The organism is Bacillus massilinigeriensis (genome assembly GCF_900111815.1).
In the GTDB taxonomy this organism is placed as follows: Bacteria; Bacillota; Bacilli; order Bacillales; family Cytobacillaceae; genus Mesobacillus_C; species Mesobacillus_C mediterraneensis.
The window spans coordinates 1023098-1037754 of the sequence record NZ_LT630004.1; the positions used below are offsets into that span (position 1 = coordinate 1023098).

At 40.9% G+C, this 14657-nt stretch carries 15 protein-coding genes; 10 read left to right on the top strand and 5 right to left on the bottom strand.

Annotated elements, in window-relative coordinates:
- Positions 1 to 52 precede the first annotated feature (52 nt).
- Positions 53 to 631 (bottom strand): YhcN/YlaJ family sporulation lipoprotein, encoded by a 579-nt coding sequence (locus tag BQ5796_RS05490; RefSeq protein ID WP_071459312.1) that lies wholly within the window; start codon positions 629 to 631, stop codon positions 53 to 55.
- Positions 632 to 786: 155 nt separating this feature from the next.
- Here BQ5796_RS05490 and BQ5796_RS05495 point away from each other — a divergent pair, with 155 nt between their 5' ends.
- Positions 787 to 2124 (top strand): PhoH family protein, encoded by a 1338-nt coding sequence (locus BQ5796_RS05495; protein WP_071459313.1) that lies wholly within the window; start codon positions 787 to 789, stop codon positions 2122 to 2124.
- Between the two features lie 192 nt (positions 2125 to 2316).
- Here the strand turns inward: BQ5796_RS05495 and BQ5796_RS05500 are convergent, their stop codons facing one another.
- Positions 2317 to 2814 (bottom strand): hypothetical protein, encoded by a 498-nt coding sequence (locus BQ5796_RS05500; RefSeq protein WP_071459314.1) that lies wholly within the window; start codon positions 2812 to 2814, stop codon positions 2317 to 2319.
- 191 nt (positions 2815 to 3005) lie between these two features.
- Between BQ5796_RS05500 and BQ5796_RS05505 the strand changes: the two genes are divergently transcribed.
- Together BQ5796_RS05505 and BQ5796_RS05510 are read left to right on the top strand one after the other, a co-directional pair.
- Positions 3006 to 3287, top strand: a complete 282-nt coding sequence (locus BQ5796_RS05505) for an Fpa/YlaN family protein (protein ID WP_071459315.1) — start codon at positions 3006 to 3008, stop codon at positions 3285 to 3287.
- Between the two features lie 140 nt (positions 3288 to 3427).
- Positions 3428 to 4657, top strand: coding sequence for an FtsW/RodA/SpoVE family cell cycle protein (locus tag BQ5796_RS05510; RefSeq protein WP_071459316.1), 1230 nt, complete (start codon positions 3428 to 3430; stop codon positions 4655 to 4657).
- Between the two features lie 38 nt (positions 4658 to 4695).
- Here the strand turns inward: BQ5796_RS05510 and BQ5796_RS05515 are convergent, their stop codons facing one another.
- A complete protein-coding gene (locus BQ5796_RS05515; protein ID WP_071459317.1) occupies positions 4696 to 5643 on the bottom strand; it encodes a COX15/CtaA family protein in 948 nt (315 codons plus the stop codon).
- 613 nt (positions 5644 to 6256) lie between these two features.
- Between BQ5796_RS05515 and cyoE the strand changes: the two genes are divergently transcribed.
- From cyoE to BQ5796_RS05550, 7 genes are all read left to right on the top strand, one after another.
- Complete coding sequence (cyoE, locus tag BQ5796_RS05520) at positions 6257 to 7195, top strand: heme o synthase (protein WP_071459318.1); 939 nt, start codon at positions 6257 to 6259, stop codon at positions 7193 to 7195.
- Positions 7196 to 7300: 105 nt separating this feature from the next.
- Positions 7301 to 8368 carry a cytochrome c oxidase subunit II gene (gene coxB / locus BQ5796_RS05525; protein WP_071459319.1) on the top strand — a complete coding sequence of 356 codons (1068 nt, stop codon included), beginning with the start codon at positions 7301 to 7303 and terminating at the stop codon, positions 8366 to 8368.
- A 30-nt stretch (positions 8369 to 8398) separates the two neighbouring features.
- Positions 8399 to 10267 carry a cytochrome c oxidase subunit I gene (gene ctaD, locus BQ5796_RS05530; RefSeq protein ID WP_071459320.1) on the top strand — a complete coding sequence of 623 codons (1869 nt, stop codon included), beginning with the start codon at positions 8399 to 8401 and terminating at the stop codon, positions 10265 to 10267.
- Positions 10267 to 10896 carry a cytochrome (ubi)quinol oxidase subunit III gene (locus BQ5796_RS05535; protein WP_071461164.1) on the top strand — a complete coding sequence of 210 codons (630 nt, stop codon included), beginning with the start codon at positions 10267 to 10269 and terminating at the stop codon, positions 10894 to 10896. The genes ctaD and BQ5796_RS05535 overlap by 1 nt, the downstream gene beginning before the upstream one ends.
- Positions 10897 to 10900: 4 nt before the next feature.
- On the top strand, positions 10901 to 11236 hold the full coding sequence (gene ctaF / locus BQ5796_RS05540; RefSeq protein WP_071459321.1) for a cytochrome c oxidase subunit IVB: 336 nt from the start codon (positions 10901 to 10903) through the stop codon (positions 11234 to 11236).
- A 164-nt stretch (positions 11237 to 11400) separates the two neighbouring features.
- Positions 11401 to 12297, top strand: coding sequence for a cytochrome c oxidase assembly factor CtaG (ctaG, locus tag BQ5796_RS05545; RefSeq protein WP_071459322.1), 897 nt, complete (start codon positions 11401 to 11403; stop codon positions 12295 to 12297).
- A 133-nt stretch (positions 12298 to 12430) separates the two neighbouring features.
- Positions 12431 to 12895 (top strand): DUF420 domain-containing protein, encoded by a 465-nt coding sequence (locus tag BQ5796_RS05550; RefSeq protein WP_071459323.1) that lies wholly within the window; start codon positions 12431 to 12433, stop codon positions 12893 to 12895.
- Between the two features lie 61 nt (positions 12896 to 12956).
- Here BQ5796_RS05550 and ytvI read toward each other — a convergent pair whose 3' ends face one another.
- Both ytvI and BQ5796_RS05560 read right to left on the bottom strand, forming a co-directional pair.
- Positions 12957 to 14015: a sporulation integral membrane protein YtvI gene (gene ytvI, locus BQ5796_RS05555; protein WP_071459324.1), complete on the bottom strand. Its 1059-nt coding sequence runs from the start codon at positions 14013 to 14015 to the stop codon at positions 12957 to 12959.
- A gap of 75 nt (positions 14016 to 14090) precedes the next feature.
- Complete coding sequence (locus tag BQ5796_RS05560; protein ID WP_071459325.1) at positions 14091 to 14450, bottom strand: YugN family protein; 360 nt, start codon at positions 14448 to 14450, stop codon at positions 14091 to 14093.
- Between the last annotated feature and the right edge of the window lie 207 nt (positions 14451 to 14657).

Sequence of the window (14657 nt, forward strand, 5' to 3'; positions counted from 1 at the left end):
GCTAATCAAAACGCAAGCGCTTTTGATTAGCCTCTTTTTCTTTATTTCGATATTAATCTTTGTAATTGTTAGACTGCTCTTCTTGATCTTTTTCCAATTTTTGTTTATCATTATGATTTAGCTGTTTCTTTGGTTTTTCCGTTCCGGTTTTTGGGTTGGGATCAATTAAGTCTGCCGGAACTTCGGGCATGACTCTTCCGGTTATATCAGAAAGCTCATTTAAAATTCCCTGTCCTGGCTCTCCATTTTTAATATCCTCCGCTACTTCCTTCAGTCTGGCTGTCATATCAGGGTCTGCAACTATCATAGCTTTGGCACCGTTAGGGTCGTCTTTCAAGCTTTCGGCAACTGAATATTTTAAAGTTCCAGCTTTTGAACGGTCCAAATCGGAATCGATATCAATCCCAATTACGGCATATCGTCCAATAACTACAGCTGTTGCGTTGGAAACACCAGGAACACTCTCTGCCAGAGTTTCTAAATGTTGAGATATGTTCTTTCCATCTTCACGGCTCACATTTTCGTTCGTCGTATTTTTGACAGTGATAAGCTGTTCTTTCCCTGACTCTTGATTTTCCATTACACAGCCGGAAAGGATCACGAAAGAAAGGGCTATCAAGATTGCTTTCATTTTCACATCACCCCGAATTATGGCGTGTTTCGCCTTCTATACAAGCTATTGTGCAAAAAACCTTCTATCTTTATGCGCTAAAACATATATTTTATCAAAGTCGCAGCTGAAGCTTGGCTGATGGATGAAAAAGAACATAAGCAGGGGGCGTACCTTTGGAAAAAATATATGTGCTTGATACAAACGTACTTTTGCAAGATCCTTATTCCATTTTTTCTTTCCAGGATAATGAAGTCATAATTCCGGCAGTTGTCTTGGAAGAAGTGGATTCAAAGAAACGGTATATGGATGAAATCGGGCGCAATGCTAGGCAAGTATCCAGGATGATTGACAGCCTGCGGGAAACCGGAAAATTACATGAAGCGATTCCATTAGAGCATGGTGGGTCCATAAGAATCGAATTAAACCACCGTTCCTTTCATCAATTGCAGGAAATATTTGTGGAAAAAACAAATGACAACCGTATTCTTGCTGTGGCAAAAAACCTTTCCCTTGAAGAGCATGCAAAGAAGAACGGAAGAAAGGTCATCCTTGTAAGTAAGGATGCCTTAGTAAGAGTTAAAGCGGATGCAATCGGCCTAACAGCGGAAGATTTTCTTAGTGACAGGGTTGTTGAGGTAGATGATCTTTACCATGGATTTAAGGAAATGTATGAAGATGCGGGTATGATAAAGGCTTTTTATGAAAATGGAGAAGTAGATATCAAGTCATTCGGCGGACAGGCATATTATCCGAATGAATTCGCATTGATGAAAAGCAGTGATAAAAAGTCGGTATCTGCTCTCGGAATGGTAGATAAGTCTAGAAATAAAATTAAAAAAATGGTGTTTGATCAGGATAGCAGACCGATTTGGGGGATAAAGGCTCGGAATGTTCAGCAGACGATGGCCCTAGAGTTGCTTTTACGAAGTGACATCCCGCTTGTTACCTTGATTGGACGTGCAGGTACTGGTAAAACGCTGCTTGCTCTTGCGGCTGGGTTGTATCAAACAGAAGATCTTTGTCTATACAAAAAGCTGCTTGTAGCACGGCCTATTGTACCGGTAGGAAAAGACCTAGGTTTTCTTCCGGGAGAGAAAGAAGAGAAGTTAAGGCCATGGATGCAGCCAATTTTTGATAATTTAGAATATTTATTTGATACGAAGAAAAAAGGTGAAATTGATGCTATCCTTGCAGGGATGAATTCTATTGAGGTAGAAGCACTGACATATATTAGGGGAAGAAGTATTCCGGAGCAATTTATCATCATTGATGAAGCGCAAAACCTGACAAAGCATGAAGTAAAAACAATACTGACTCGTGTTGGAGAAAAAAGCAAGATTGTCCTGATGGGAGACCCGGAACAGATTGATCATCCATATTTAGATGCATACAACAATGGACTCACATATGTTGTGGAGAAATTTAAGGATGAAGCTATTTCTGGTCACGTGAAGCTTCTCAAAGGGGAAAGGTCCGGGCTAGCTCAACTTGCTGCAGAGATATTAACATAAAACAGAAGAACCTGCTGGGGAACCTTTAAAGCGAACATTAACAGGACAAAAGAAGATAAGAAGCTGTAGCTAAAAATAAAATAAAAGTCATTCTTCCACCTAGACAGGATGGAAGAATGACTTTTTTGTTGAAAAGTGGCATCGTTTATGTGTGTAGTGGTCTTTTGTGTTTCTTTATTACATCACGAAGATTTACTCAACGATGAAACCGTTGACATGTTTAATTGGTGAATCGAAATTTGAACCATCTCCGAAATAAACATGAACAGGTCCATCCTCTTTTAATGGTTTCCCACATTTAGAGAAGGCAAGGACTAATTTCTTCGCTTCTGAGAGAAGGATGGTGGTACTGTCTCCGCCGTGCTGAATGATCAATTTTTCCGCTTTTTCATGCGGCTTAGCATTTTGAAGAAAAGGTTCAAATGGGATTCCAAAAGTACCAGTCATCATTTTTTGTTTTTCGAATTTCTTCTCGCTTTTTAAAGTCGGCGGAAAAACCGAGCCTTCCGCAATTTCGCGATCCCAATGTGCGGAAATGTCTTTTGTATATTCTTCCAAGGCGTTCAATCTATCTTTAGATGAATGAAAATATGTATCTAAATCAACCTTTCTGTCATCGAAAATCCAGACCCCAGGGTCAAGTGTGATCTTGTATTGAACGTTTCCGCCGAGAGGCAATATGGTTTCCATTTACTTCCTCCTGTGTTGATGAATATATTGTCTTTTCCCTCCAAGTATAGCCTTTAAAAGGCAAAAAGTCACCGCAGGGGCTTTTCGGCAACTGGAAGTGTCCATATCCCTTATTACCCTTGCATTTTTGCCTGCCAAAAGGTAAAATTTAAAGATAGGATCGGGTAATGCTCGGAAACGGGGGGATTATGTTGGCGTCCGAAATGATCGTCAATCATCAGGAAAAGGCCCACGCCTTGCTCAAGGCTGACGCTGATAAAATATTAAGGCTGATTAAAGTGCAGATGGACAACCTTACAATGCCTCAATGCCCTCTTTACGAAGAGGTTCTTGATACTCAAATGTTTGGCTTGTCTAGGGAAATAGATTTTGCGGTGAGGCTCGGCTTAGTGGATGAGCGAGAGGGAAAGGAAATTCTCGATCAGCTTGAACGGGAATTATCCGCCCTTCACGAGGCTTCACAAAGAAAATAACATTTTAAAAACCTGAACAGCATCTACCTGTTTGGGTTTTTTTGTCAATCTAATATTTTTCGACTAATCAAATTTGTTTGCAGGAAATAGGATGTATCGAACCGAATACATACAACAACTTAGAAGATGGGGAAAAGACAATGTTGAAAAATATACTGAAATCATATGATTACACATTGATCGTCGTCATGGTGCTTTTGTCTCTCTTCGGGCTCATCATGGTATACAGCGCGAGCATTGTTGCCGCGATACAGCGGTATGACTACCCGAGTGACTTTTTCTTTCAGAAGCAAAAATGGAACCTTTTCATTGCAGGCATTGTTTTTTTGGTCGGTGCTGTTTTTCCATATAAGGCAATGAAGAGCACGAGATTTCTTGTATCGATGGTATTATTGATTATTGGGGGATTATTAGCAATTTTCTTGTTCGGAAAGGTAGCAGGAAATGCCCTAAGCTGGATTGAGCTAGGCAAAAGGAGCATCCAGCCATCGGAGTTTGCCAAACTAAGCGTCATCATTTATTTAAGTGCTGTTTATTCAAAGAAGCAGCCCATTATTAATCAATTTAACAGGGGAATCGGTCCACCGCTTCTTTATCTTGTTATTATATGCGGGCTTGTCGCCATTCAGCCCGATTTTGGTACCGCTGCAATCATTGCGGCAATAGGTGGTACGATTGTTCTTTCTTCTGGTATCAATATGAAAAACATGCTTGTTTTACTAGGTATTGCCTTTTTGTTTTTGTTAATTATTGGATTAGGGTTCAAAGAAGAGATTTTTTCGGAGACGAGACAAGACCGATTAACTTCTTACAGTGATCCATTTGCGGATGAAAAAAACTCAGGCTATCACCTTGCGAATTCTTATTATGCAATTGGTTCTGGCGGAATAAAGGGACTTGGACTAGGACAGAGTGTACAGAAGCTTGGATATCTCCCAGAGCCCCATACAGACTTCATTATCTCAGTTATTTCTGAAGAACTTGGTGTTTTAGGTGTAGGTTTTGTCATATTGGCGTTGGCATATATTGTGTTAAGGGGCATTTATATTGGCCTCAGATGCAAGGATCCCTTTGGAAGTCTTCTAGCCATTGGCATATCGAGCATGATTGGAATACAGGCTTTCATCAACTTAGGAGGAGCATCAGGCGTTATTCCTCTCACAGGCGTACCTCTTCCTTTTGTCAGCTACGGGGGATCATCATTGCTGCAGCTCGCCCTTGCGATGGGTGTTCTTGTGAATGTTTCAATGTTCATGAACTTTGAAGAAAAGTATAACAATAAAGATAAGACGGAAAAGCATTTAAAGGCTGTACCGAAAAGAAACGGAACGAAAAACTTCAAACCTGTAAGTAAATCACATAGATACTAAAAAACAGACTGCCATCGTTTTTTGATGGCAGTCTGTTTTTATGCATGATGGCTTTGGGTTGTGCGATCTTGTGAAAGTGCTGATGCATTTTTCTTGCTTCTAGAAACAAGGAGGAGCATATAGCTTAGGACACCGAACATACAAGAAATAAAAAATGCATGCCCGAGCGCAACGTATAGATTAAGCCTTGAGTAAATTACCAATGCACCTGCAATTACTTGAAGTGTCACAAGGAGAAGGGTAACCATCCAGTTCCAAAAGAGCACTTTCTGATGGAGGTAATGCTTTGCAGCGATAGCAGAAGCATAAGCAATCCAGATAAAAATCAATCCAGCCGCAGCCCTGTGGCCCATTTGCACCCATTCATGCATGTTTCCTGGCAGACCAGGCTGGGTATTGACACAAAGCGGCCAATCCTTACATACGAGACTCGCATTCGTATGTCTAACGAGCGCCCCTGTGTAAACGACTATATAGCTGTAAATAGTGATACCGATAATGTGGAAACTCATCCTCCGGTCGATGATCAGCCGGCCTGCATCGAACTTCTTGTCTATTTCGAAGATTAAAAGGGTTAGCAGGAATACTGAGGCAAAAGATATGAGTGAAATTCCAAAGTGGAGAGCAAGTACAAAATCGGATTGTCCCCATTTCACAGCCGCTGCGCCTATCAGTGCCTGCAGCATCAAAAAGAAAAACGATAGGAAAGACAGGAATTTTGTCTCTCGGATATGACCAATAGCACGCCATGACAAAATGGAGAGTGCTAGGACAAGAAGTCCGACTGTACCGGAAACGACCCTGTGAGCTAATTCGATAACCAATTCCGGTGTAATGTTTGAGGGAACTAGTTCTCCCTTGCAGAGGGGCCATGACCTTCCACAACCCATGCCGGATTCTGTCTTAGTCACGAGTGCGCCGCCGATCAATACAAAGAGCATGCCGATAGTGGTTACCACTGCCAACGGTTTTAATGAGCGATTCATGAATTCACCTGCTTGTGCTAATAGTTCGATTAATTGTCTAACAGATATCTTGACATGTATAATAAAAGATATCGTATGAAAATATTAAATTTGGTTCTATCATATCCGATTTTTTGAAAAAAGGACAGAAAACTGACTTTCTATATTTATTTCCAAAAAAATTCAATCGTAATAGAGTGTGGAAAACAACCATAATTAATACAAAATAGTTGAAAATAAACATATTGTCTGATAGTAATATAGATGGGGTCTCTTTGGGAAATGTTTGCAAACACTGATAATGTATGCGGAACCGGGATATTTTTGAAACAGACATGATTTACACGTCCACTAATGGTGCCTTCATTAAAACACCAGCTTAGAAATAAAGATTATGAGTAGAAAAGAACCTTTGTACATAAATTTATCACAAATTGTTCAAAAAATATTCACAAAAGCAATCCAAAGTATGTTTTAATATATCTCAGGAATGTTTATTTTTCTACGCAAATATTTAACAACTTCTCTATAATGATAATAGTGATAAAATCACGTGAATGTTGACCGTCTATCTTCCTGTCGTTAAGACAGAGAATAGCGGGACAATTAGGTGTGAAATGAAGGAGGAATGGAGATGTCAGACCATAAGGCTTTCACGGAAGCCGCACTTGAGACGAACCAGCCAGGCATTCAGGCTACTGCTGGGCAGAACAATGCTCTGAAAGACTTTTTGGCTTTGGTGAAAATTGGTATTGTTAATTCAAATGCCATCACGACATTCACCGGTCTCTGGCTTGCCCTTCACTTTAGTGGTAGTCGTTTCCTGGAGAATCTGGATATCGTATTTTTGACGCTCGTTGGTTCATCTCTTATCATTGCCGGGTCATGCAGTTTGAATAATTATATTGACCGGGATATTGACCATTTAATGGAGAGGACGAAAGGACGCCCAACTGTAACAGGAAAAGTAGAGCCGGGGAAGGTGATGACGCTGGGTTTCATGCTGATCGCCTTGGGAACCGTGCTTCTTTTTATGACAACGGTTACCGCTGGAGTAATTGGACTATTAGGAGTCTTTACTTATGTTGTACTTTACACTATGTGGTCCAAACGCCTGTATGTATCCAATACGATAATCGGCAGTATATCCGGTGCGGTTCCTCCTCTGATTGGATGGGCCGCGGTTGACGCGAATCTTAGTTTAATGGCATGGACGCTGTTTGCCATCATGTTTGTGTGGCAACCGCCTCACTTTTATGCACTGGCAATGCGGCGAGCTGAGGAATACCGTGCAGCGGGAATCCCGATGCTTCCAGTCGTAAAAGGTTTCAAGGCTACAAAAAAATCAATTGTCCTATGGGTGGCATCTCTCATGCCATTGCCATTCCTTCTTCCTGCTCTCGGTACTCCGTTCCTTGTCCTAGCAACAGCCCTTAATATTGGCTGGCTAGCAATGGGATTATGGAGCTTTAGAAGTGGAGATGATATCAAGTGGGCAACCCGCATGTTTGTCTATTCATTACAATACTTGACAATCCTTTTTGTGGCTATGGTAATTGTCACAGTCATTTAATGTAATAACCATCGTTAGGAAATTCTTTCTTTCAGTGACTGAAAGAATTTATCCATTATATTTAGTACTTTTAGAATTTTAAACGAAAGAGGGGTTTTTAAAGCTATGAAACGGCTTGCAAACTGGCGTCTGCTCTTGATGTTTGCGGTTATGTCTCTATTGACGGGCTGCGGAGAAAATTATCTTTCTGCACTAAAGCCTGCCGGTGAGGTAGCGCAAATGCAGTATGACCTGATGAAGCTAAGCACAGCAATCATGGTGGGAGTAATTGCTGTTGTGACAATCATCTTTATTATCGTGGTATTTCGATTCCGCAGAAAAAGCAACGACGAAATGCCAAAACAAGTGGAGGGGAGCCATACACTGGAAATCATTTGGACAGTTATTCCAATCCTTTTGCTTTTAGTATTGGCAGTCCCTACTGTTGCAGCAACATTTAAACTTGCTGATGTGTCTCCAATGGAGAAGAAAAACAAAGACGGCAAAACAGATGCACTTGTTGTCAATGTACGCTCCAATCTCTATTGGTGGGAATTTGAATATCCAGACGAAAAAATCGTTACAAGTCAAGACCTCGTAGTCCCGACAGATGAAAAGGTTTACTTTAACCTGAAAGCATCAGATGTTAAGCACTCCTTCTGGATTCCAGCAGCAGGCGGAAAGATGGATACAAACACAGACAATATTAATAAGTTCTGGCTTAAATTCGATTCCAAGTCTGCGGAAAAAGCAGAAAACGTCTTCTATGGAAAATGTGCAGAGCTTTGCGGTCCTTCCCATGCATTGATGGATTTCAAAGTAAAAACCGTATCCCGTGAAGAATTTGATAAATGGGTGAAGGATATGCAGGAAGTGAAGAAGCCTGCAAAACCTGAAACAGCTAAAGCTCAAGCAGGTCAAGAAGTTTTCAATAAGAGCTGCATTGGCTGTCACGCTGTAACTCCAGCAAACAGTACACCTGAAAAAGCTAGGGTAGGTCCAAACCTTTCCAACTTTGGAGAGCGGGAACGCGTTGCCGGTATCCTAGAACACAACAAAGAGAATGTTGAGAAATGGATCAAAGATCCGGAATCATATAAGCCGGGAAATAAAATGACCGGTAAATACAACCTCAGCGACGAGGAAATTGATGCTGTCTCTGAATACCTAATGGGCCTTAAGGTTCAGGAATAATTGTAACACGATGGAAAGGGAGGTAAAACTGTGAGTACCTACGCTCAAAAGAAAGGGTTTGGCGCGACAATATGGGACTACTTAACGACAGTCGACCATAAAAAAATCGCGATCCTTTATTTGATAGCTGGAGGAATTTTTTTCATCCTTGGTGGATTGGAAGCAGTGTTCATCCGTATCCAGCTAGCTGTACCTGATAACAACTTTGTCACTGCAGGACAATATAATGAAATTTTGACGATGCACGGAACAACGATGATTTTCCTTGCAGCGATGCCATTATTGTTTGCATTCATGAATGCAATTATGCCATTGCAAATCGGGGCGCGTGACGTTGCGTTCCCATTCCTAAACTCACTTGGATTTTGGCTGTTCTTCTTCGGGGGGCTTTTTCTAAACCTTTCTTGGTTCCTAGACGGCGCGCCTGATGCTGGATGGACATCTTATGCATCGCTATCGCTTGACTCAGCCGGACATGGCATTGACTTTTATGCACTTGGACTTCAAATATCGGGAGCGGGTACATTGATCGGCGGGATTAATTTCCTTGTTACGATCATTAACATGCGTGCCCCAGGTATGACTTACATGCGTATGCCATTGTTTACATGGTCAACTTTTGTTGCTTCGGCATTGATCTTGTTTGCTTTTCCTCCATTAACTATCGGCTTGTTCTTCTTAATTTTCGATAGAATGTTTGGCTCTAATTTCTTTGATCCAACAATGGGAGGAAACACAATCCTATGGGAGCACCTATTCTGGATTTTCGGTCACCCGGAAGTTTATATTCTGATTCTCCCTGCATTTGGAATTTTCTCTGAAATTTTCGCTACTTTCTCAAGGAAGCGTCTATTCGGATACTCTTCCATGGTATTTGCAACTGTTTTGATCGGTTTCCTTGGATTCATGGTTTGGGCTCACCATATGTTCACAACTGGAATGGGGCCTGTTGCAAACGCCATTTTTGCTGTTGCAACGATGGCAATTGCCGTTCCAACAGGTATAAAAATCTTCAACTGGCTATTCACAATGTGGGGTGGAAGTATTAAATTCACCACTCCAATGCTATGGGCTGTTGCTTTCATTCCATCATTTGTTGCTGGTGGGGTAACAGGTATAATGCTAGCAACAGCAGCCGCTGACTACCAGTATCATGACAGTTACTTTGTTGTTGCTCACTTCCACTATGTTATTGTTGGCGGTGTAGTATTTGCCCTTTTGGCAGGAACGCATTTCTATTGGCCAAAAATGTTTGGTACAATGCTTAATGAATTTCTGGGCAAAATAACATTCTGGCTGTTCTTGATTGGTTTCCATTTAACCTTCTTCATCCAGCATTTCCTAGGTTTGATGGGTATGCCAAGACGGATCTTTACATTCCTGAAAGGCCAAGGGCTCGAGACTGGAAACATGATTAGTACAGTAGGCGCCATTTTTATGTCGATTGCTGTGATTGTCTTGTTGATTAACATTGTCATTACAAGTGTCAAGAATGAAAAAGTAGGAAATGATCCATGGGAAGATGGACGTACGCTTGAATGGGCGCTTCCATCACCGCCACCATTTTATAACTTCAAGCAGCTTCCGCTCGTACGCGGTCTAGATGCTTACTGGATTGAAAAAATGGAAGGCAAGCAAGGAATGACTCCTGCGGAACCACTTGGAGACATCCATATGCCGAACAATTCTATCATTCCGGTTATTATGTCTATTGGCTTGTTTATCGCTGCTTTTGGTGCAATGTACCATAACGAGCATTCATGGGGCATACCAGTATTGATCGGTGGCATGCTGATCACTTTGCTGTCGATGTTCTTCCGCTCTGTGAAGGATGACCACGGTTTCCATATCCATAAAGAAGATTTGCTTGAAGATGAAGATAAAGGGGGTAAGGCATGATGCACGCAGAGGAAAAATTCACGCATGAAACATGGCCTGCTTCACCTGAAAGGGCTACCCTCGAAGCGAAAAACAAGTTTTTAGGTTTCTGGCTATTCCTTGGCGGAGAGACCGTATTGTTTGCTTCCCTTTTTGCAACATACTTGGCATTAAAAGATAAGGTGCCAAATGCAGAACAGGCGCTTGCAAAAGATTTGTTTGAGCTTCCACTTGTATTTATCATGACAATGCTGTTACTGACGAGTTCTTTGACTAGTGTTTACGCAATGTATCATATGAAGAACTTCCATTTTAAGAAAATGCAGTTATGGCTGGGAATTACTGTCCTATTGGGTCTAGCTTTCCTTGGTTTTGAAATCTATGAGTTCAACCACTATGTACATGAGTTCCATCATACCTTCTCTAGCAGTGCTTTCGGATCAGCTTTCTATACGCTTGTTGGGTTCCACGGTGCCCACGTTGCACTTGGCCTATTGTGGATTACAACATTGATGGTAAGAAACGCAAGGCGCGGACTCAGCTTGTACAATGCACCTAAATTTTATGTTGCAAGCCTTTACTGGCACTTCATTGATGTTGTATGGGTGTTCATCTTTACGGTTGTATACTTAATGGGAATGGTGGGATAAACTGATGGCAAATCAACAACCAACTTCAGGAAACCCAAGAGTCGATATTGCTTACAGAAAGAAAAAAAATGCGGAAGAGATGAGGCACCAAGTCATTACTTTCGCTCTCATGATCTTCCTGACACTTGTAGCATTTGCAGCAGTCGGTTATGCTGACTTTTCGGGCTGGTTCGTCGTTCCGTTCATCCTACTGCTTGCAATTGTACAGGTAATCTTTCAGCTTTATTATTTCATGCATATGAGTCATAAGGGGCATGAGAATCCACAGCTTTTCCTTTTCACTGGTGTACTGGTTGGAGCTGTTACGATTCTTGCCTTCATGACTGTAATTTGGTGGTAATAAACTGTAGAAAAAACCGGCTAATTCAGCCGGTTTTTTCTATGGATATTACTTTTGAGGGCAGGATTTATAGATAATGGAAGAAAGCAGTTTCTTTGCCGCGGTATATAAGTAAGGTTATAATGAATCTATAGTTTTGCATTTTATGATGGGGTGATGGTTACATGTTTTCACTTGATATGTTCGGCTTCCGTGCACTTTGGAGCCCCTTTTACTTTCTAACGCTAGCTGCAATCCTTGTTGCATATTATTTAATCGGTTATAAATACTATTCCCGCTTCAACGGAGAAAAAACGACAGGTAAACAAGCAGCCTTTTTTACCATTGGAATTATAACGCTTTACATTATTAAAGGGTCACCGCTTGACTTGCTGGGGCATATCGCTTTTTATGCCCATATGATACAGATGGCTTTTCTTTATCTTGTAATACCGCCTTTGTTCATTTTCGGTATACCACATTGGGTATGGAGAAGAGTCCTTCAATTACCAATTATGAAGCCTGTATTTACATTCCTTACAAGACCACTCATTGCACTTATTGTTTTCAATGGTATGTTCTCTTTTTATCATATACCGCTTGTCTTTGACGTTATTAAAACGAATATGTGGTACCATGCGGGCTACACTTCTATCCTGTTTGTTTTTGCAATTGCCATGTGGTGGCCGCTGATTAACGAACTCGAAGAGTATGAAACCATTTCAGGAATTATAAAGGTAGGCTATATTTTTGCAGATGGGATTCTCATTACTCCTGCATGTGCTTTAATTATTTTTGCTGATAGCCCAATGTATGCAACGTTCTCCGATCCACAGGCGTGGGCGCAGGCAATGGAGCTTTGTGTTCCCGCCGCTACGCTTGCCGGGCTGAATTTAAGCGGACCAGAAATGTTTACCTCGCTGTCACTTATTGATGATCAGCAGCTTGGTGGAGTCCTTATGAAAATTATCCAGGAAATTGTTTACTTAATATTCCTTGCCCATACCCTTTTCAGCTGGTTCCGCTCAGAACAAAAGGTCGACGCGCTGCCAAATGCAATTGAACCTAGAACAGCAGAGTAAGAGAGGGAAGTTTCTAAGAGAAGGTTTTCCTTCTAAGGAGGAAAACCCTTTTACTTTGCCTGTCCAAGATTGAAAAATAACCTGCTGTCTAATACAATGGAGATGGGAGAAAAAAGAGAGAGAGGTATAGAAAATGACTGATTTGCCAATACTACCAACAATAAGTACGACGTTTATCGTTTTAAGTGCCATTTGGGTTGCTATCGGATGGGTACAGATTGCCAAAGGGAAAGTGGAAAAACACAAACGTACTATGATTACCGCAGCGGTTTTCGCGGTTATTTTCTTTGTTATTTATGCAACTAGGACAGTATTTATCGGAAATACTGCTTTTGGCGGTCCTGATGATATCAAAATCTACTATACAGTGTTTTTAATTTTCCATATAACTCTTGCAACAGTCGGTGCCGTTATGGGAATACTGTCATTGGTCAGCGGTTTTAAAAATAATCTTGATAAGCATCGCAAGCTTGGTCCTTTTACTAGCACCATTTGGTTCTGTACTGGAATTACCGGTGTTGCCGTTTATTTGCTTTTGTATGTATTTTATAAAGGTGGAGAAACCACTTCTGTTATCAAAGCAATTCTTGGAAGCTAAATTAGAGAGTTTGTTGAAAGTTTACTAAAAATATAACTGGACATGCTATTGGCATGTCCAGTTATATTTTTATATTTAATTTAAATAAGCCTGCCTCACGAGCTGTCTGAAAAATAATTAGAAGCATTGGTCCAATTAGGAATCCCCATAGCCCGAGTATCTTTATACCAAGGTACATACTTACAAGTGTTGCGAGTGGAGATAAACCTATTTGGGCTCCCATTAGTTTTGGTTCGATTGTTCTTCTAATAATAAGCAAGACAGCAGCTAGTATGGATAACTTTATCCCTAGTGCGAAGCTTCCAGACAGTAAATGGAATAGGGCCCAAGGACCGAGAATGACAATGGAGCCAATAATCGGAATAAAGTCGATAACCCAGATGATTACGGAAATAAAAAATGCAGTCTTTGGGACAATGAAGGAAAGGCTAATAAAAGAGATCGCGAAAATGATGAGGCTAACCAAAAACTGCGCTTTAATAAAACCGTAAAGAACCCTCGAAAGCCTTGTATTCATTAACTTTGCCCGTTCCGCTGTGGATATTTTCAAATGGCTTAAAGCTGCGTGACGTAGCCTTGGTAAATCGAGCAGAAATAGGAACAAGGCAATCATATATACTAAAAAGCTGATAAAATAACTGGGGATATTGGTTAACCAAATTTTTAAATTGTTAATGTTTAAGTATTCCAGCAGTCCATCTCTAATATTTTCAAGGAATTGCCCGGTCCGGTTATTAATTTCCTGAACAACTTCTTTAGGCATCTCTTTTGCAACATTTACGAATTTATCTTGGACATCTGACCAGACAGCGGTCATTTCGTTAATTTGGTCTGGGGCATGCAAAGCAAAATTAATCGATTCTGAAATGAGCCTTGTTGCAAGATAAGATCCGAGACCGCCGATGATGAGGATAAAAGAAGTAAAGACAATCAAAACAGAGATTTTGCGGCCCAACTTAAATCGATTCTGAAAGAAGCGGACTGCCGGCTCCAATAATATGGCAGTTAGGAGAGCGACAGCTAGCGGAACTGAGACAGGCAGGATGATATATAGGAATAGCGCCGCAGCGGTCAATCCAGCTATCAGTGTAATGGTTTTTCTATTTATATACTTCCTCAATTCGTCCAGCTCCTATCCTGTCTCCTATTACAAATGATGAAGAGAAAAGGCGCATGCAGCCATGCGCCTTTGTCATTACAATGCGTATTTTTCTACTTCAGTTTTAATGGATGCAAGCAGTTTTTCACATTGGCTTACAAGGGATTTAGGGAAGTCTTCCCCTTCTCCGTATTCTACGCCATGCGGATAATAGTGTTTTCCAAGAAGTGGATCAATCAGCTTTATGACTGCATGATTGGAATCTACTTCTCCCTCCGTAACATAACCTTGGATTCGAAGGTAGAATGTTCCGTCCTTCAATTCGAATTTCCTGTCGAAGGTTACTCTGTCATAATCCCATTGCCCTTCCCGCACCAAACCGTGTTCATTCATTGTGACATCAAGTCTTTGCAGTTCGACTGTAAGGTTCTCCAGTCCGGTTTTCTCAAATCTCATCCTAACCCCTCCTAAAAACACAATAAGCAACAATCAAAATGTTGATATCTCAGTATCAATAATAGTAAAAAAACATTGAAGTTGCAATGAATAAACGATAATACGACTGAAAAACAATGAATTTTATGAAATCGTACTTAATATCTTCCCATACGTATAAATCACTGGTTTAGAGAAAAGCTATCACGAGTAAATAAAAAAACCAGG